At 51.1% G+C, this 17,373-nt stretch carries 17 protein-coding genes; 8 read left to right on the plus strand and 9 right to left on the minus strand.

Features of this window, described 5'->3' with window-relative positions; genetic code table 11:
* Window position 1: 1 nt before the first annotated feature.
* The 3 genes from plsC (at window position 2) to NNO02_RS19420 (ending at window position 4,563) form a co-directional block, all read left to right on the plus strand.
* On the plus strand, window positions 2-718 hold the full coding sequence (gene plsC, locus NNO02_RS19410) for a 1-acylglycerol-3-phosphate O-acyltransferase (RefSeq protein ID WP_271455521.1): 717 nt from the start codon (window positions 2-4) through the stop codon (window positions 716-718).
* A 71-nt stretch (window positions 719-789) separates the two neighbouring features.
* Window positions 790-2,202, plus strand: a complete 1,413-nt coding sequence (gene ftsP, locus NNO02_RS19415; protein WP_005123112.1) for a cell division protein FtsP — start codon at window positions 790-792, stop codon at window positions 2,200-2,202.
* Window positions 2,203-2,391: 189 nt separating this feature from the next.
* The gene (locus NNO02_RS19420; protein WP_202037744.1) at window positions 2,392-4,563 is read left to right on the plus strand and encodes a YgiQ family radical SAM protein; all 2,172 of its coding nucleotides are present in this window, start codon (window positions 2,392-2,394) and stop codon (window positions 4,561-4,563) included.
* A 136-nt stretch (window positions 4,564-4,699) separates the two neighbouring features.
* Here the strand turns inward: NNO02_RS19420 and NNO02_RS19425 are convergent, their stop codons facing one another.
* From NNO02_RS19425 to yqhD, 4 genes are all read right to left on the minus strand, one after another.
* Complete coding sequence (locus tag NNO02_RS19425; protein WP_271449648.1) at window positions 4,700-5,155, minus strand: HIT family protein; 456 nt, start codon at window positions 5,153-5,155, stop codon at window positions 4,700-4,702.
* A 44-nt stretch (window positions 5,156-5,199) separates the two neighbouring features.
* Window positions 5,200-6,654 carry a DASS family sodium-coupled anion symporter gene (locus NNO02_RS19430; protein WP_271455522.1) on the minus strand — a complete coding sequence of 485 codons (1,455 nt, stop codon included), beginning with the start codon at window positions 6,652-6,654 and terminating at the stop codon, window positions 5,200-5,202.
* A gap of 188 nt (window positions 6,655-6,842) precedes the next feature.
* A complete protein-coding gene (gene dkgA / locus NNO02_RS19435) occupies window positions 6,843-7,670 on the minus strand; it encodes a 2,5-didehydrogluconate reductase DkgA (protein WP_271442229.1) in 828 nt (275 codons plus the stop codon).
* A 225-nt stretch (window positions 7,671-7,895) separates the two neighbouring features.
* Window positions 7,896-9,059 carry an alcohol dehydrogenase gene (yqhD, locus tag NNO02_RS19440; protein WP_271449646.1) on the minus strand — a complete coding sequence of 388 codons (1,164 nt, stop codon included), beginning with the start codon at window positions 9,057-9,059 and terminating at the stop codon, window positions 7,896-7,898.
* 191 nt (window positions 9,060-9,250) lie between these two features.
* On the opposite strand from yqhD, the gene NNO02_RS19445 reads away from it, so the two are divergent.
* Window positions 9,251-10,150, plus strand: a complete 900-nt coding sequence (locus tag NNO02_RS19445; protein ID WP_271455523.1) for an AraC family transcriptional regulator — start codon at window positions 9,251-9,253, stop codon at window positions 10,148-10,150.
* A 90-nt stretch (window positions 10,151-10,240) separates the two neighbouring features.
* Here the strand turns inward: NNO02_RS19445 and yghB are convergent, their stop codons facing one another.
* Both yghB and metC read right to left on the minus strand, forming a co-directional pair.
* Window positions 10,241-10,900 carry a DedA family general envelope maintenance protein YghB gene (gene yghB, locus NNO02_RS19450; RefSeq protein ID WP_137382572.1) on the minus strand — a complete coding sequence of 220 codons (660 nt, stop codon included), beginning with the start codon at window positions 10,898-10,900 and terminating at the stop codon, window positions 10,241-10,243.
* 131 nt (window positions 10,901-11,031) lie between these two features.
* The gene (gene metC, locus NNO02_RS19455; protein ID WP_271455524.1) at window positions 11,032-12,219 is read right to left on the minus strand and encodes a cystathionine beta-lyase; all 1,188 of its coding nucleotides are present in this window, start codon (window positions 12,217-12,219) and stop codon (window positions 11,032-11,034) included.
* 251 nt (window positions 12,220-12,470) lie between these two features.
* Between metC and exbB the strand changes: the two genes are divergently transcribed.
* Together exbB and exbD are read left to right on the plus strand one after the other, a co-directional pair.
* On the plus strand, window positions 12,471-13,205 hold the full coding sequence (exbB, locus tag NNO02_RS19460; protein ID WP_271442225.1) for a tol-pal system-associated acyl-CoA thioesterase: 735 nt from the start codon (window positions 12,471-12,473) through the stop codon (window positions 13,203-13,205).
* A 6-nt stretch (window positions 13,206-13,211) separates the two neighbouring features.
* Window positions 13,212-13,637, plus strand: coding sequence for a TonB system transport protein ExbD (gene exbD / locus NNO02_RS19465; protein WP_048213224.1), 426 nt, complete (start codon window positions 13,212-13,214; stop codon window positions 13,635-13,637).
* 75 nt (window positions 13,638-13,712) lie between these two features.
* Here exbD and NNO02_RS19470 read toward each other — a convergent pair whose 3' ends face one another.
* Together NNO02_RS19470 and NNO02_RS19475 are read right to left on the minus strand one after the other, a co-directional pair.
* Window positions 13,713-14,120 carry a hypothetical protein gene (locus tag NNO02_RS19470; RefSeq protein WP_005123132.1) on the minus strand — a complete coding sequence of 136 codons (408 nt, stop codon included), beginning with the start codon at window positions 14,118-14,120 and terminating at the stop codon, window positions 13,713-13,715.
* A 1-nt stretch (window position 14,121) separates the two neighbouring features.
* Complete coding sequence (locus NNO02_RS19475; protein ID WP_271442223.1) at window positions 14,122-14,526, minus strand: hypothetical protein; 405 nt, start codon at window positions 14,524-14,526, stop codon at window positions 14,122-14,124.
* A gap of 103 nt (window positions 14,527-14,629) precedes the next feature.
* Here NNO02_RS19475 and NNO02_RS19480 point away from each other — a divergent pair, with 103 nt between their 5' ends.
* Window positions 14,630-15,133 carry an ESA_00282 family adhesion-associated protein gene (locus NNO02_RS19480; protein WP_333908919.1) on the plus strand — a complete coding sequence of 168 codons (504 nt, stop codon included), beginning with the start codon at window positions 14,630-14,632 and terminating at the stop codon, window positions 15,131-15,133.
* An 82-nt stretch (window positions 15,134-15,215) separates the two neighbouring features.
* Here NNO02_RS19480 and NNO02_RS19485 read toward each other — a convergent pair whose 3' ends face one another.
* Window positions 15,216-16,256, minus strand: a complete 1,041-nt coding sequence (locus NNO02_RS19485) for an aldo/keto reductase (protein ID WP_271442221.1) — start codon at window positions 16,254-16,256, stop codon at window positions 15,216-15,218.
* 154 nt (window positions 16,257-16,410) lie between these two features.
* Between NNO02_RS19485 and yghX the strand changes: the two genes are divergently transcribed.
* Entirely contained in the window at window positions 16,411-17,298 is an 888-nt protein-coding gene (yghX, locus tag NNO02_RS19490) for a YghX family hydrolase (protein WP_271455525.1), read from the plus strand.
* Window positions 17,299-17,373: the final 75 nt, after the last annotated feature.

The raw sequence follows: 17,373 nt of genomic DNA on the forward strand, positions 1-17,373 counted from the left end.
AATTATTACTGTTATTTACTGCATTTTGGTCTGTATTTTCGGTTGCATATACTGTCTGTTCAGCCCAAGAAATCCAAAACACGTTGCGACGTTCGGCCATATGTTTGGTCGCCTGGCTCCCCTGTATGGCCTGAAGGTCGAGTGTCGCATGCCGCCTGACGCGAAGAACTATGGTAATGCTATCTATATTTGTAACCACCAGAATAACTATGACATGGTTACCGCAGCGAATATCGTTCAGCCACCGACGGTTACAGTAGGTAAAAAAAGCCTGTTGTGGATCCCTTTCTTCGGACAGCTGTACTGGCTCACCGGTAATCTGTTGATCGACAGAAATAACCGCGCCAAAGCGCACAGCACCATTGCGGCGGTTGTGAACCACTTTAAAAAGCGTCGTATCTCTATCTGGATGTTCCCTGAAGGAACGCGTAGCCGTGGCCGTGGTCTGCTGCCGTTTAAAACAGGTGCGTTCCATGCGGCAATTGCTGCAGGTGTCCCGGTTATCCCTGTTTGCGTTTCAACGACCTCTAATAAGATCAAATTGAACCGGCTGAATAATGGGCTGGCGATTGTAGAGATGCTGCCGCCAGTGGATATCAGTCATTTTGGTAAAGATCAGGTTCGTGAACTGGCAGCGCATTGCCGCACGCTGATGGAACAAAAAATCGCAGAACTCGATAAAGAAGTTGCTGAGCGGGAAGCTGCCGGTAAGGTTTAATTCGCTCATTTCGGGTTTGTTACAGGAAATGATTTCCTGCGTGTTAATCGCCAGTTTTTCATGGAGCTTATATGTCATTCAGTCGGCGTCAGTTCATTCAGGCATCGGGGATCGCACTGTGTGCAGGTGCTGTTCCGCTGAAGGCTAATGCTGCCGGTCAGCAACAACCGCTACCTGTTCCCCCCCTGCTGGAGTCCCGTCGGGGACAGCCGCTATTTATGACGCTGCAACGTGCGCACTGGTCGTTTACGCCTGGCACGCGCGCACCCGTCTGGGGTGTTAACGGGCGCTACCTGGGGCCGACAATCCGCGTCTGGAAAGGCGATGACGTCAAGCTTATCTACAGCAACCGTCTGACAGAAAATGTCTCAATGACCGTTGCCGGATTACAGGTACCAGGTCCTCTTATGGGTGGGCCGGCGCGTATGATGTCGCCTAATGCGGACTGGGCACCCGTGCTGCCGATCCGCCAGAGCGCTGCGACCTTGTGGTATCACGCCAATACGCCAAATCGCACAGCCCAGCAGGTTTATAACGGCCTTGCCGGGATGTGGCTGGTTGAAGATGAAGTGAGTAAATCACTGCCAATCCCTAACCACTATGGCGTGGATGATTTTCCAGTCATTATTCAGGATAAACGCCTGGATAACTTCGGTACGCCAGAATATAGCGAGCCGGGCAGCGGTGGTTTTGTGGGGGATACTCTTCTGGTCAACGGGGCGCAAAGTCCGTATGTCGAAGTGTCCCGTGGCTGGGTGCGTTTGCGTTTGCTGAATGCTTCAAACTCGCGTCGTTATCTGCTGAAAATGAGCGATGGTCGTGCGCTGCATGTTATCTCAGGCGATCAGGGTTTTTTACCCGCGCCGGTTTCGGTGAAGCAGCTATCGCTGGCGCCGGGTGAGCGTCGTGAGATTCTGGTCGATATGACCAACGGTGATGAAGTTTCGATTACCTGCGGCGAGGCGGCCAGTATTGTTGACAGGATCCGTGGTTTCTTTGAACCTTCCAGTATCCTGATCTCCACGCTGGTACTGACTCTGCGACCAACCGGCCTTCTGCCGCTGGTAACGGATAGCCTGCCAATGCGTCTGTTACCCACCGAAATTTTAAGCGGCTCGCCGATTCGCAGCCGTGATATTAGCCTTGATGACGATCCCGGAATCAATGGCCAACTATGGGATGTCAATCGCATGGATATCACGGCGCAGCAGGGCTCCTGGGAGCGCTGGACGGTGCGCGCGGATATGCCGCAGTCGTTCCATATTGAAGGCGTCTCTTTCCTGATCCGTAATGTGAATGGTGCGATGCCGTTCCCGGAAGACCGTGGCTGGAAAGATACCGTCTGGGTTGATGGACAAGTGGAGTTGCTGGTCTATTATGGACAGCCTTCCTGGGCGCATTTCCCGTTCTACTTCAACAGCCAGACGCTGGAAATGGCAGACCGTGGTTCTATTGGACAGATGCTGGTGAATCCGGCTCCGTAACGGATATTCCTGTGCCGGGTGGCGGTTTCGCCTAACCCGGCCTGGGCCGTGCGAAAGCACAGGCACGGTCAGCGTAGCACCAGCAGAGATGAAATTTAACATCCATACAATACTCCTTCATTTCCCCTGTTGATCCAGCGTATAATCCCCGGCCTTTGATTATTTTTTTACCATTTTTTTGGAAGCATTATGAGCGCAATATCCCTGATCCAACCGGACAGAGACCTTTTCTCCTGGCCGCAGTACTGGGCCGCCTGCTTTGGGCCGGCACCATTTTTGCCGATGTCACGCGACGAAATGGATCAACTTGGCTGGGATAGCTGCGACATCATTCTGGTTACCGGCGATGCATACGTCGATCACCCGAGCTTCGGCATGGCTATTTGCGGCCGTATGCTGGAAGCACAGGGCTTTCGCGTGGGGATCATCGCCCAACCGGAATGGAACAGCAAAGATGACTTTATGCGTCTGGGCAAACCGAACCTGTTCTTCGGCGTAACTGCCGGCAACATGGACTCGATGATCAACCGTTATACCGCCGATCGCCGACTGCGCCATGACGATGCCTATACGCCGGACAACGTGGCGGGTAAACGCCCGGACCGCGCGACGCTGGTTTATACCCAACGCTGTAAAGAAGCCTGGAAAGATGTGCCGGTTATTCTCGGCGGTATTGAAGCCAGCCTGCGCCGTACTGCACATTACGATTACTGGTCAGATACCGTACGTCGTTCCGTGCTAGTGGATTCAAAAGCTGACATGCTGATGTTTGGCAACGGCGAACGCCCATTGGTGGAAGTCGCACACCGTCTGGCGATGGGCGAAACCATTGATCAGATCCGCGATGTGCGTAATACCGCGATTATGGTTAAAGAAGCGCTGCCGGGCTGGAGCGGGGTGGATTCCACACGCCTGGATATGCCAGGAAAAATTGACCCCATCCCCCATCCGTATGGCGAAGACTTGCCGTGTGCTGACAACAAACCGGTGGCACCGAAAAAACAAGAAGCGAAAGCGGTAACCGTACAGCCGCCGCGTCCGAAGCCGTGGGAAAAAACCTATGTACTGTTGCCGTCTTTCGAGAAAGTGAAAAGCGACAAAGTACTGTACGCCCATGCGTCGCGCATTCTGCACCACGAAACGAACCCAGGATGCGCGCGTGCACTGATGCAAAAGCATGGCGATCGCTATATTTGGGTTAACCCGCCAGCGATCCCGTTGTCGACCGAAGAAATGGACAGCGTCTTTGCACTGCCGTACAAGCGTGTACCGCATCCGGCATACGGTAGCAGCCGTATTCCCGCCTATGAGATGATCCGTTTCTCGATCAATATCATGCGTGGCTGTTTTGGTGGTTGCTCGTTCTGTTCGATCACCGAGCACGAAGGGCGCATTATCCAGAGCCGCTCTGAAGATTCGATCATCAATGAGATCGAAGCCATTCGCGATACCGTTCCGGGCTTTACCGGCGTGATTTCCGATCTCGGCGGCCCAACGGCAAACATGTATATGCTGCGCTGTAAGTCTCCGCGTGCAGAACAGACCTGTCGTCGTCTGTCCTGTGTTTATCCGGATATCTGCCCGCATATGGATACTAACCACGAACCGACGATTAATCTTTACCGCCGCGCGCGTGATCTGAAAGGTATTAAAAAGATCCTTATCGCATCCGGGGTGCGTTATGACATCGCCGTTGAGGACCCGCGCTATATTAAAGAGCTGGCAACTCACCATGTGGGTGGCTACCTGAAGATTGCGCCGGAGCATACCGAAGAAGGCCCATTGTCGAAGATGATGAAGCCGGGGATGGGCAGCTACGACCGCTTTAAAGAGTTGTTCGATACCTATTCTAAACAGGCCGGTAAAGAACAGTACCTGATCCCCTATTTTATCTCTGCGCACCCGGGTACGCGTGATGAGGATATGGTGAATCTGGCTCTGTGGCTGAAACAGCGTCGTTTCCGTTTGGATCAAGTGCAGAACTTCTACCCATCACCGCTGGCAAACTCTACAACCATGTATTACACCGGGAAAAACCCGTTGGGCAAAATTGGTTATAAGAGTGAAGATGTGGTGGTGCCAAGAGGTGATAAGCAGCGTCGTCTGCATAAAGCCCTGCTGCGTTACCATGATCCTGCTAACTGGCCGTTAATCCGTCAGGCGCTGGAAGATATGGGGAAAAAGCATCTGATTGGCGGTCGTCGCGAATGTCTGGTTCCGGCCCCGACGCTGGAAGAGATGCGTGAAGCACGTCGTCAGAACCGCCATACCCGTCCGGCGCTGACTAAGCATACACCGGTCGCGCACCAGCGTCAGACACCTGCGGCGAATAAAAAACGCGGCAAGGTTGCAGGACGTTAAACGGTCTTAACTGGTGGTGAAGAAATGCCTGATGGCGCACAGCTTATCAGGCCTACGAATTGCACAGCGTTGTAGGCGGGCGATTTGTAGGCCGGATAAGGTCCCTGCACCGCCATCCGGCAGGCGTACTCAGTATTTATGCTTCGCGAATTCTGGCCGCTAATGCGGCCAGTTTTTCATCGTCAGCCCGTTCGTGGTCATGTGACGACAGATACCCTTCATATCGCTCGAAAAATTTAGTCTGCCGGGACTCAATTGGTTTCCAGTGCGTCAAATCACCTGTGCCATGCATAGGACTGAGCTTACTGTGCACATGATCCACGCCAAACCCTTCGAAAAACATCCCTGTACGGCTGACGTCCGGGAAAGCGTTATCCAGTTTTTTCGCCACCTTTTGGGTCGCCAGCATCAGGTCTGCCAGCGCCTGCGGCGGCATATCAAATGCATAGCTGGGGTAGTGCTTTTTCGGGATCACCACGGTAAAACCTTCAGTGTTCGGGAAAATCGACAGAAAGGCCAGGTGATGCTCGTCTTCCCAGACTTTATGGCAGGGCGCTTTACCTTCAACAATTTGACAGAAAATACAGGTCATTCCTTTTCTCCGTAGATAAGACGTTTCGTCAGGACGCAGTGAGTTTAGTACAGACCCAGCATCTTCCACCACATCAGCCCTACGGTGATAAAGACGGCTTGATTAAACAGGCTGATGATGAATCCTGTTCGCCACCAGACCCCTGTCGGGACGTACCCGGCACCAAACAGAATCGGGCCGCGGGCGTGAGTGTACTGAGTGAGGGAACAGTACAGGCTGCTGGTGAAAGCCAACATCAACGCCGTAGGCGCTGCTGGAATATTCAAATGCAAGCCGACACCAAGGAAAACGGCGTACAGCGCCGCAATCTGCGCATTACCGCTGGCAAAAAAGTAGTGAGTATAAAAGTACGCGGCGTTGAGCAGCAGCAGGACAACCACCCAACTGGTTCCATGCATGGTACTGCTCAGGCTATCGCCAATCAGGTTGCCAAACCAGGTGGTAAAGCCCAGTTTTTTCAACTGATTCGCCATCATTAATAGTGCGGCAAACCAGATCAGCGTATCCCATGCGCCTTTCTCGCTTTTGACATCTTCCCAGCTCAGAACGCCGCTGAGCAGCAAGATGGATAAACCAACAAATGAGGCGGTGGTGGCGTCGACGCCCAGCGTATCACCAAAAATCCACAGCACCAGCAGGACGCCGACAGTAACCAGCATCAGCCATTCACCGCGTGACATACGGCCCATTTCCGCCAGCTCTTTACGCGCCAGATTAGGGGCATCCGGCGTGTGTTTAATTTCCGGGCGCACAATCCAGTAGACCAGTAATGGAACCAGCAGTAAGGAAACCAGGCAAGGCAGCAGCGCCGCCATAAACCAACTGCCCCAGGTGAGCGTGACCCCCGCGTTGGCTGCCAGTTTCACTGCCAACAGGTTGCCGGTATAGCCGGTCATAAAGAGCGCGGCAGTGACGTCGTTGACGTTGCCAATACAGGTGATAAGAAAGGTGCCGATCTTACTGCGGGATTCATCTTCCGGGTTCGAATGGAAACTGCGTGCCAGAGAGTCAGCTATCGGGTAGATGACGCCGCCACAGCGTGCCGTATTGCTTGGCATTGCGGGGGAAAGTATCAGGTCCGCAAACGCCAGTCCGTAGGCGAGTCCCAGGGTACGTTTTCCGAGCAGGCGGATCATCTGCAGCGCAATACGTCGACCGAGGCCGGTTTTGATAAACCCGCGGGCAATCATAAAGGCAACGACAATCAGCCAGATCAGCGAACTGTTCAGTTCGCTCAGTGCGGTGGTAATAGCACCGCTGGCGGTTTTATCCCCGGCAGCATAAGCGAGGGCGAAAACGGTAATACCGATAATGCCGACGGCGCCGATGGGTAATACTTTCGCCACGATAGAAGCAATGGTAGCAACGAAGATAATGGCTGAATGCCAGGCTGGCGCACTTAACCCACTGGGTGGGGTAAGCTGCCAGAGCCCGGCAGAAATAAGTAGTATAAGAATCAATGGGAACCATTTGACGCCTTGCTGTGTTTTTCCCGCCATGGTCACGCACCTATAGATATTTGTGATGTATTCATGAGATCAATATTATTGCTGAATAATTNGTAAGTTATATTGCGTAATGCTGCACGTGGATGTGCCATAAATACATCTATAGTTGCGCGTTTATTGTTTCTTAATATTTCGACAGGAGAAAAGCCCGACGGGAATGCCGGGCTGGAAAGGAGAGATTAACCGCCGAACTGATCCGGGTCAGGGCCCAGTCGTTTACCCTGATCGAGTTTTGCAATTTCACCGAGTTCATCTTTATCCAGGCGGAAGTCCCAGACGTTGAAGTTCTCGGCAATGCGGGCAGGGGTGACGGATTTCGGGATGACAACCAGACCGCTATCCAAATGCCAGCGAATGACGACCTGCGCCGGTGATTTGCCATATTTTTCAGCGAGGTCGCGAATGATCTTTTGATCGAATACATCTTTACCGCCTTGCGCCAGTGGGCTCCAGGACTCAGTCTGGATCTTATGTGTCGCGTTCCAGGCGTGAAGCTGGCGTTGCTGCATAAGCGGGTGAAGTTCTATCTGGTTAATCACCGGAGGTACGCCGGTTTCATCCATCAGGCGCTGGAGATGATTGATCTGAAAGTTGCACACACCGATGCTCTTGATCAGCCCCTCTTTTTGCAGGTCGATCATGTTTTCCCACGCTTCAACGTAGTGATCGATCGCCGGGACAGGCCAGTGCATCAGGTAGAGATCGAGGTAATCGAGCTGGAGTTTCTCCATGCTTTCGAGCAACGCTTCCCGTGGGCGCTTCTGGTCATCATTCCACAACTTGGTGGTAATGAATAACTCTTCGCGTGGCACGCCCGCATTGCGTAATGCTTTGCCGACACCTTCTTCGTTTTTGTACGCCGCAGCGGTATCAATTGAGCGATACCCCACTTCCAGCGCTTTATGAATGGCGGTGATGACTTCTTCGTTGCTTGCCTTCCAGACCCCCAGGCCCAGTTGCGGCATGACGTTACCATCCTGTAGCTTGATAATGGTTGGACCGGTCATAATTCCCCCCCACACTTAATCCTTCAGGCTGCCTCTTTGTTGGCTGCTTGCGTTTACCCCGCTCACGTACTTATGTGCGCTCCTGGGGATTCACTCAATTGCCGCCTCGATGCATCATGAATGATTGGGTGTAAATTGAGTACACCGGAGCAAGCCCCGGTGAGGTTTATGTGACTTAAGCCTGGTATAAATAGCCAAAAACGAAAGCCGGAGGTTAAAAAAACCTTAGCGGGCAGCTTCGTAAATCCGGCGGCTGACGTCCAGCGTAATGTCCTGATGTTCACCCAGTTTCGTGCCGCCATGCGCTTCCAGTTTTTCCAGCAGTGCCGGGATGGAGCTGCCATCCAGACCGTAGTCAGACAGGCGAGTCGGTACACCCATTTGTTCGAAGAACTGACGGGTGGCGGCAATCGCAGCATCAATGCGTTGGTCTTCGGAGCCTTCAGTGATATTCCAGATGCGCTCTGCGTATTGCAGCAGTTTGGCACGCTTGGTATCGCGTTTTTCATTCCACAATGCAGGCAAGACGATTGCCAGCGTCTGAGCGTGGTCAAGTCCGTGCATCGCCGTCAGTTCGTGACCCAGCATATGGGTTGCCCAGTCCTGCGGTACGCCTGCGCCGATCAGTCCGTTCAGTGCCTGAGTGGCTGCCCACATGACGTTAGCACGTACATTGTAGTTTTCCGGCTCCTGCAACGCTTTCGGACCGTCTTCTATCAGCGTCAGCAGAATGCCTTCGGCAAAGCGATCCTGAATTTTCCCGTCTACCGGATAAGTCACATATTGTTCTACAGTATGAACAAAAGCATCTACCACGCCGTTGGCAACCTGACGCGGCGGCAGGGTGTAGGTGTACACTGGATCAAGCACAGCAAATACGGGCTGGACAAACGGGGTCATGAAGGCCAGTTTGTCGCCAGTTGTTTTGCGCGAAATTACCGCACCAGAGTTAGATTCTGAGCCGGTTGCTGGTAGGGTCAGTACCGAGCCCATCGGGACGGCGCTTTGTACGTCGTTACCGCGTGTTTCCAGAATGCGCCACGGGTCAACACCGTCTGCATAATGTGCCGCTGCGGCGATGAATTTTGTGCCATCCAGCACAGAACCGCCGCCTACCGCCAGCAGGAATGTCACCTTCTCATCACGGACAATTTTTACCGCGTTCATCAGCGTTTCATAGGATGGGTTCGGCTCAATACCGCCAAACTCGAGCACATCCAGACCTTTCAATGCGTCCTGAACTTGTGCCAGAACGCCTGTTTTTTTCACGCTACCACCGCCGTAGGTAATCAGTACGCGAGCATCCTGTGGGATTTGATCGCGCAGTTCTGCAATCGCGCCTTTACCAAACAGAATGCGGGTTGGGGTATGGAGATTAAAGTTGTTCATTGCTCGTTACCTTGTGTGGGTAAAAGAGGGTAGGCGAGTGTCTGCCTGATGGTGAACATTGTGGTCGTCAGAAGCGTTCCTCTCAATGCTCATTTCTGCCGATGTCTTGCCCATTTCTACAGGCTACTGGAGAAAAGAGATAAAAGTGCGCACTATATCAAGGTTGCAAATCAATGATGAAATGGTGCCCTATGAACCGTGATGAGATCTGTCTCCTGCTGACAGATAAAATTAAGCAGATGAAAAACAATGAAAATAAATTGAATGATCTGCTGCCTGATATTCGCTTACTGTATGGCTCTGAACCAGGGATGCGCACGCCAGTGATGTATCAGCCTGGCATCATATTTCTCTTTTCAGGACATAAAATTGGTTATATCAACGAGCGTGTCTTTCGCTATGACGCCAACGAATATTTACTGCTAACAGTACCTTTACCCTTTGAATGTGAAACTTATGCGACACCGGACGTTCCGTTGGCTGGTATCCGCCTGAACGTCGATATCCTGCAATTGCAGGAATTGCTGATGGATATTGGGGAGGATGAGCTGTTCCAGCCCGCAATGGCGGCAAGCGGGATCAATTCGGCGACGTTATCCGATGAAATTCTCTGTGCAGCGGAACGCCTGCTGGATGTGATGGAGCGGCCACTGGATGCACGTATTCTGGGAAAACAGATTATTCGTGAGATCCTCTACCATGTGCTGACCGGGCCACGCGGAGGAGCCTTACTGGCGCTGGTCAGTCGCCAGACACATTTCAGTTTGATAAGCCGTGTGCTGAAGCGAATTGAAACCAAGTACACCGAAAATCTCAATGTTGAGCAATTGGCGGCAGAGGCCAATATGAGCGTGTCGGCGTTCCATCATAATTTTAAATCGGTGACCAGTACTTCACCGTTGCAGTATCTGAAGAGCTATCGATTGCATAAAGCGCGGATGATGATGATTCATGATGGGCTGAAAGCCAGTGCGGCGGCAATGCGCGTGGGTTATGAGAGTGCATCGCAGTTTAGTCGGGAGTTCAAACGTTACTTTGGCGTCACGCCAGGGGAAGATGCAGCCAGAATTAGGATGATGCAGGGGAGTTGATCTCTTGTCGAACAGACTGATTCTCCGTAGGCCTTAACGCTGTGCGCTATAAAGCGAAATGCCGGGGTTTACCCGGCCTACGGACGCAGCTCAGGCGCTACAGTATTTTTTTTTAATCACCACAAACAGCGTTCCCAGCAGACCTGCGGTTAGCAGGGCGATTGGCAGGATCATTAAAAATGTCATTACCTGATCTTCGTGGCGTTTAACAAACGGGATCATGCTGAGCGCATAGCCGAAACTGGTGACCACAGTGACCCACAGCAGGCCGCTCAGCCAATTAAAAAACTGGAAGCGACGGTTAGGCAGCCCTGAAATCCCCGCCATGGTCGGCAGCAAGGTGCGTACAAACGCCAGGAAACGTCCGGCGAGTAGAGCCATCAACCCGTGCTGGTCAAACATACAGGTAGCACGCTGATGATATTTTTCAGGTAATTGTGCCAGCCAGCCTTTCACTGTTCGTGTATTGCCCAGCCAGCGCCCCTGAATGTAGCTCAGCCAGCAACCGAGGCTGGCAGCGGCAGTCAGAATCGCTATGGTAGGTAAAAAACTCATCACGTCCTGAGCGATCAGCGCTCCTGCCAGTAATAGCAGGCTGTCACCGGGCAAAAAGGAAGCGGGCAGTAGGCCATTTTCTAAAAACAACGTGGCGAACATCACAAAGTACACCACGCTCACGACGTGTGGATCCGCCAGCGCGGCAAAATCGTGTTGCCAGAGCGCGGAGATAATATCTTGAATGACTACCATGGACTTTCCTGTGGAACAGCGTTTATAAGTGGATTGTACTCCTGAATTGTCCGGGATGCCTTGATCCCGGACGCAACAATTGCAGACTTTTCCACCAGAAGTGTCTGCATATATGTCCATCTGCAGCAATGTTACTCGATTCGGGTAAATCCTGCGGCTAAATCGGCAATCAGATCGTCAACATTTTCTAAACCGATGTGTAAACGGATGAGCGTTCCGCTGAAATCCACTTTGCCTTTCGGACGGATTGCCGCGATATGTTCCGGTTGGTTCGCCAGAATCAGTGATTCAAAACCGCCCCAGGAATAGGCCATGCTGAACAGGCTGAAGTGATCCAGATACGCAGACAGCTCTTCATTATTTAGCTTCTTATTCAGAACAAATGAGAACAGGCCGCTGCTACCGGTAAAGTCGCGTTTCCAGAACTCGTGTCCCTTGCTGCCGGGAAGTGCCGGGTGATTCACACGGGCAACCTGCGGATGGTCAGCCAGCCACTCAGCAACTTTCAAACTGCTTTCATGGTGTTGGCGCAGGCGAACGCTTAACGTCCGCAATCCGCGACTGGTCATATAGGCAGTATCGGCATCCAGCATTTGTCCCATCAGATAGGCGTTTTCACGCAGTTGATCCCAGCAACGGGCATTAGATACCGCTGTCCCAACCATGCCGTCAGAATGACCAATCAGATATTTCGTCCCTGCCTGAATTGAGATATCGATACCGAAATCCAGCGCGTTGAACAACACGCCCGCAGCCCAGGTGTTATCAATCATGATGACAGCGTCAGGTACTACGCTTCTGACTGCGGCAACAATGGCTGGAACATCATGAACTTCCATGGTGACAGAACCTGGAGACTCAAGAAAAACGACTTTAGTGTTCGGCTGTATATGCTTCACAATATCCGCACCGACCAGCGGATCGAACCAGCCGGTTGTCACGCCAAGCTTGCCCAGTACCTTAGTGCAGAAATCCTGGCTGGGTTCATAGGCGGTGTTTGTCATCAGCACATGATCGCCTTGTTCAACAAAGGCAAGGATGGTGTTGGCAACGGCTGCTGCCCCGCAAGGGAACAGGGCGCAGCCCGCGCCGCCTTCCAGTTCACACATCGCTTCCTGCAGTGAGAAATGCGTCAGCGTGCCGCGACGTCCATAGAAAAGGGCACCGTTTGCGCGGTTATGCGTCGCCTGTTTTTTCGCCTCAACGGTGTCGAATACCAGTGAAGACGCGCGCTGGATCACGCTATTTACCGAACCCAGCGTGTATTTTTTACTACGCCCGGCGTGAACGAGTTTGGTCTCAAGCTGCTTATCTGCCATGTTGTATTACCTGTTTTTATACGTCTGGATGTCTAAACTAGCATGAATCTCATCTGCCGCGTCCTGCAGAATAGCCATAAAGTACAAAATATTCTCAAATCGATTTCTGGTGACTTTTTTACTGCGTGAGCGCAAGGAAAAGAAACCAAAGGTGCGGCACTATGTAAATAGTAATGAGAACGACTATCAATTCGACGTCGTTTTGATATGATTACGCTCAGATTTTGTGATTTGCGTCCTGGAGATACAGAGTGGGTAATAATTTGATGCAGACGGACCTTTCCGTCTGGGGTATGTATCAGCACGCCGATATCGTGGTTAAGTGCGTGATGATTGGGCTGATTTTGGCGTCAGTGGTCACCTGGGCTATCTTCTTTAGTAAGAGCCTTGAGTTCTTTACGCAGAAGCGCCGTCTTAAGCGTGAACAGCAAATGCTGGCAGATGCCCGCTCTTTAGAAATGGCAAGTGAGATTGCCGCTGGATTCGATGCCAAAAGCCTGGGTTCTCTGCTGATTAATGAAGCGCAGAATGAACTGGAACTGTCAGAAGGCAGTGATGACAACGAAGGGATCAAAGAGCGTACCGGTTTCCGTCTGGAACGTCGCGTTGCCGCAGTTGGCCGTCAGATGGGGCGGGGTAATGGATACCTGGCAACCATCGGGGCTATCTCTCCATTTGTCGGGTTGTTCGGTACAGTATGGGGTATCATGAATAGCTTCATCGGTATCGCACAAACCCAAACCACCAACCTGGCTGTTGTTGCTCCAGGTATTGCAGAAGCACTGTTAGCGACCGCGATCGGTCTGGTCGCGGCAATCCCTGCTGTTGTTATCTACAACATTTTTGCTCGTCAGATTGGCAGCTATAAAGCGATGCTGGGCGATGTCGCGGCGCAGGTGCTGTTGCTGCAAAGCCGTGACCTGGACCTGAGTGCAAGCGCGTCTGCACACCCGGTACGTGCTGCGCAGAAATTACGTGTAGGGTAATGTTCCATGGCAATGAGCTTTAATGAAAACCTGGACGATAACGGTGAAATGCATGACATCAACGTGACGCCGTTTATCGACGTCATGTTGGTATTGTTGATTATCTTTATGGTGGCAGCGCCACTGGCAACCGTAGATGTGAAGGTGAATCTCCCTGCATCCACCAGTACGCCGCAACCGCGTCCGGAAAAACCGGTTTACCTGTCAGTCAAAGCCGATAACACCATGTTTATTGGTAACGATCAGGTAACCGATGAGACGATGATTAACGAGCTAAATGCGCTAACTGAAGGCAAGAAAGACACCACTATCTTCTTCCGGGCAGATAAAACCGTTGACTACGAAACCATGATGAAGGTTATGGATACGTTGCATCAGGCGGGCTACCTGAAGATTGGTTTGGTCGGTGAAGAGACCGTCAAAGCCAAATAATCGTTGTTGCCGGGTACAGGTTTGACCTTGCCCGGCAAGCTTCTCCTGATATCATTCCCCTGCAAGTCTTTTGCCTTATCTGTTCTCGTCCAACGCAACCGTAGTGATTTTTGTGGGCTCGTAGTTCCCTTCGGATAGCTTACGGGTCAGGCGTAGTGTGGCTGTTTCACGTGCAAGCAGATGCTGGTATGTGCTTTCCAGACGGGCCATGATTTTGTCCCGCAATTCTGGCTGCTGAGCGATGATGGCCTCGATAGTGGCACCGTAAATCTCTTCTTTGGCTTGCAGTGCGTAGATTTCATGACGATTTTGCCATTTCATCCGCACCAGCGCGGCGGGTATAGAAACCATCTCTTGAGCAAGGCTTTCCAGCGTCGCGTTTTTATTGGCTATCAACACAGACAGATTTTGTTTTAAGACAAACTCATCACTTTTGTGGTTATCTAAAGCCAAATAAACATTATTATCTTCAACATCTTTCATTTTATTTCTCTTCCAGAGAATAAAAAATAGGATCGTTGGTTTCGCGAGTAATTAAATTAAGCCAAATTTTGTTGCCTTGTTCATTTATCATGGCTGTATTTTTGGACAGAATTTTACTTAATTCCTGGGCGTTAATGTCGCCTTCCGCCTGTAATGAATTGAGCAGGCGAGTAAATGACTCGATTTTTGCGGCGCGGAAAAGACGCTCTTTTAAATGACGATCGCACTCTTCAAATAACATATTCCGGGATTGGCCGGTAGTTGTGGAGCTAATCAAAATTTCTGATTCGTAATCACTTAGCGTTATCTTTCCCTGAGTCAAATTTTCACTATTTTCTGTGGTATTTGTATTGTTCGGGGTTGCGGATAAATGAAAACGAGAGGGAACAAGATGCTCGGGAAGCATGTTGAAATATCCTTTGCTGCCAATAATATGATGTTTTTAATAAGGTAGGCCGCGTTGACAATAGCATGGGGTAATTTTAAAATCAAAAAAAATGGAGCCTGCTATGAACAGTATATTTTATTCTGTTATTACCCTGCTATTGCTTACCTGCGGGGTACTTTTGCTAATGCGTAGTGCAAATAAAAACCGTTATACAGAAGATGTTAACGCTCAGCACCAGCCGGAAATGCTAAGTAAAGAAGAGGGAGAAGATCATTTTTCTGCCCTGATGAATTCGATTACTCCGGTATGGTATTGGCGAGTCAATCACGAATATATCGATTTTATCCACTCCACAGTCAAGCGGATGACGATGGTGGAGCTGAATGAAACGCCCGGGCTCTTTGACGCACAGCGGCGCTGTAGCGATCTTAACTCTGCGGTTTATAAATATTACGACAATATCAAAAAGCGCTGCCTCAGCGGGGAGAAAGTCCCGCACGCCGATCTCGATGTGCTTAACTTGCGACAGTGCTTCAGGGAGTTCAGCCTGGAAGCCTATCCTGCACTTGTCGCGCTGGTGTGGCCGGAATACCAGCGTCCATTGATCAAAGAGGACGAGGTGTGATGTGAGGCGAGATTGTCTTGCCCACCCTCATCAGCAGACCATGACGCCGGGTAGGACTATACCCGGCGTCATGGTCAGATCGTTACTTGTCTGATGAGGCTTGCCACAGATTAAGCTTGCCGTCAGCGACATGTTTATCGATCTGTGCCAGTTCTTCGGCACTGAATGTCAGGTTTGCCAGTGCCTGAACGTTCTCTTCTAACTGCTCAGGTCGGCTGGCGCCAATTAATACCGATGTGACCCGGTTATCTTTTAGTAGCCAGCTTAACGCCATTTGCGCCATCGACTGCCCACGCTGTTGTGCCATCTCATTGAGCAAACGCAGACTGCTGAGGTTTGCTTCCGTCAGCATATTTTCCGTCAGTCCGCGGACTTTTTTCCCTTCACGCTGCATGCGGGAACCATCAGGAATACCGTTGAGGTATTTCCCTGTCAGCAACCCCTGCGCCAACGGGGTGAAGGCTATACATCCCATCCCGTTGGATTCCAGCGTATCCAGCAAGCCGCTGCTGTCTACCCAGCGGTTAAGCAGGTTGTAGGATGGCTGGTGGATAAGCAGAGGAATTTTCCATTCCCGCAGCAGTTCGGCCATCTTCTGTGTGCGCTCTGGAGAATAAGATGAGATGCCGACATACAGCGCTTTGCCACTTTGCACGGCCTGGGCCAGCGCGGAAGCTGTCTCTTCCATTGGTGTGTTTTCATCAACGCGGTGCGAATAGAAGATATCGACGTAGTCGAGACCCATACGCTTGAGGCTCTGGTCGAGGCTGGCCAGCAGATACTTGCGTGAGCCGCCAGAACCGTACGGCCCCGGCCACATGTCGTAACCCGCTTTGGTCGAGATAATCAATTCATCACGATAGTGTGCAAAATCCTCACGCAATAACCGACCAAAATTCTCTTCAGCACTGCCCGGAGGCGGCCCGTAGTTGTTGGCTAAATCAAAATGTGTGATCCCTAAATCAAATGCTTTTCGCAGCAATGCTCGTTGTGAATCCAGAGCTTGAACGTGTCCAAAACTGTGCCATAAACCCAGCGATAGCGCGGGCAAGCGCAAGCCGCTGCGACCACAGTAGCGATAGAGCATTTGCTCATAACGTTCAGGATTGGCAAACCAGGCCATGAGATCTCCTTAGTGCAGGTGAATTTCAAAACAACGTTTCTATTCTAGCGGGTTCGTGGTGAATATCCCGTTCCCCAGGTCACATTGGGATGAAAAACTGGGCAAAAACAGACCACTGTGCTTTGCTTAAAAAACATCACTAAGGAGTGCAACCATGCCGCGTTTGACTGCTAAAGACTTTCCGCAGGAGTTACTCGATTACTATGACTATTACGCCCATGGCAAAATATCTAAACGAGCGTTTCTGAATCTGGCGGCGAAATATGCGGTAGGTGGCATGACGGCACTGGCGCTATTCAATTTGCTGAAACCGAATTATGCCCTGGCAACGCAGGTAGAATTTACCGACCCCGATATTCTGGCAGAATACATTACCTATCCATCGCCAGATGGGCATGGTGATGTGCGAGGTTATCTGGTGAAACCTGCGAAGGTGACGGGGAAGGTTCCGGCAGTGGTTGTGGTACATGAGAATCGCGGTTTGAATCCGTATATTGAGGATGTAGCACGGCGGGTGGCGAAGGCGGGTTATATAGCGCTGGCCCCCGATGGATTAAGTTCACTGGGAGGTTATCCCGGCAATGATGATAAAGGCCGGGAATTACAGCAGCAGGTTGACCCCGTTAAGCTGATGAATGATTTTTTTGCTGCTATTGAATTTATGCAGCATTATTCGATGACGACGGGAAAGGTGGGGATCACTGGATTTTGCTACGGTGGTGGTGTGGCGAATGCAGCGGCTGTTGCTTTCCCTGAACTGGCATGTGCGGTGCCCTTTTATGGGCGTCAGGTTCCTGCCTCCGATGTCCCTAAAATTAATGCGCCTTTATTATTACACTATGCAGAGCTAGACACACGAATTAATGACGGCTGGCCCGCTTATGACGCTGCACTCAAAGCGAATAAGAAAATCTATCAAGCATATATCTATCCTGGTGTTAATCATGGTTTTCATAACGATTCGACACCCCGTTATGATAAAGCAGCTGCTGATTTAGCCTGGGAACGCACTCTTGCCTGGTTTGATAAATATTTGTTATGAAAAACAACGCATTATTTACAGCTTTAGATTAATTATCTGAATAATAATGCTACCTAATTTCATTAACATTCATAT

It is taken from the genome of Citrobacter sp. Awk 2, from assembly GCF_028069815.1.
In the GTDB taxonomy this organism is placed as follows: domain Bacteria; phylum Pseudomonadota; class Gammaproteobacteria; order Enterobacterales; family Enterobacteriaceae; genus Citrobacter.

Excerpts from the sequence above, each read along its gene's own strand:
- dkgA (WP_271442229.1), bottom strand. The coding sequence starts at position 7,670 with ATGACCGGTCCAACCATTATCAAGCTACAGGATGGTAACGTCATGCCG.
- NNO02_RS19420 (WP_202037744.1), top strand. The coding sequence starts at position 2,392 with ATGAGCGCAATATCCCTGATCCAACCGGACAGAGACCTTTTCTCCTGG.
- NNO02_RS19425 (WP_271449648.1), bottom strand. The coding sequence starts at position 5,155 with ATGACCTGTATTTTCTGTCAAATTGTTGAAGGTAAAGCGCCCTGCCAT.
- yghB (WP_137382572.1), bottom strand. The coding sequence starts at position 10,900 with ATGGTAGTCATTCAAGATATTATCTCCGCGCTCTGGCAACACGATTTT.
- NNO02_RS19480 (WP_333908919.1), top strand. The coding sequence starts at position 14,630 with ATGAACAGTATATTTTATTCTGTTATTACCCTGCTATTGCTTACCTGC.
- yghX (WP_271455525.1), top strand. The coding sequence starts at position 16,411 with ATGCCGCGTTTGACTGCTAAAGACTTTCCGCAGGAGTTACTCGATTAC.
- ftsP (WP_005123112.1), top strand. The coding sequence starts at position 790 with ATGTCATTCAGTCGGCGTCAGTTCATTCAGGCATCGGGGATCGCACTG.
- NNO02_RS19445 (WP_271455523.1), top strand. The coding sequence starts at position 9,251 with ATGAACCGTGATGAGATCTGTCTCCTGCTGACAGATAAAATTAAGCAG.
- metC (WP_271455524.1), bottom strand. The coding sequence starts at position 12,219 with ATGGCAGATAAGCAGCTTGAGACCAAACTCGTTCACGCCGGGCGTAGT.
- NNO02_RS19485 (WP_271442221.1), bottom strand. The coding sequence starts at position 16,256 with ATGGCCTGGTTTGCCAATCCTGAACGTTATGAGCAAATGCTCTATCGC.
- exbD (WP_048213224.1), top strand. The coding sequence starts at position 13,212 with ATGGCAATGAGCTTTAATGAAAACCTGGACGATAACGGTGAAATGCAT.
- NNO02_RS19430 (WP_271455522.1), bottom strand. The coding sequence starts at position 6,654 with ATGGCGGGAAAAACACAGCAAGGCGTCAAATGGTTCCCATTGATTCTT.
- yqhD (WP_271449646.1), bottom strand. The coding sequence starts at position 9,059 with ATGAACAACTTTAATCTCCATACCCCAACCCGCATTCTGTTTGGTAAA.
- NNO02_RS19475 (WP_271442223.1), bottom strand. The coding sequence starts at position 14,526 with ATGCTTCCCGAGCATCTTGTTCCCTCTCGTTTTCATTTATCCGCAACC.
- NNO02_RS19470 (WP_005123132.1), bottom strand. The coding sequence starts at position 14,120 with ATGAAAGATGTTGAAGATAATAATGTTTATTTGGCTTTAGATAACCAC.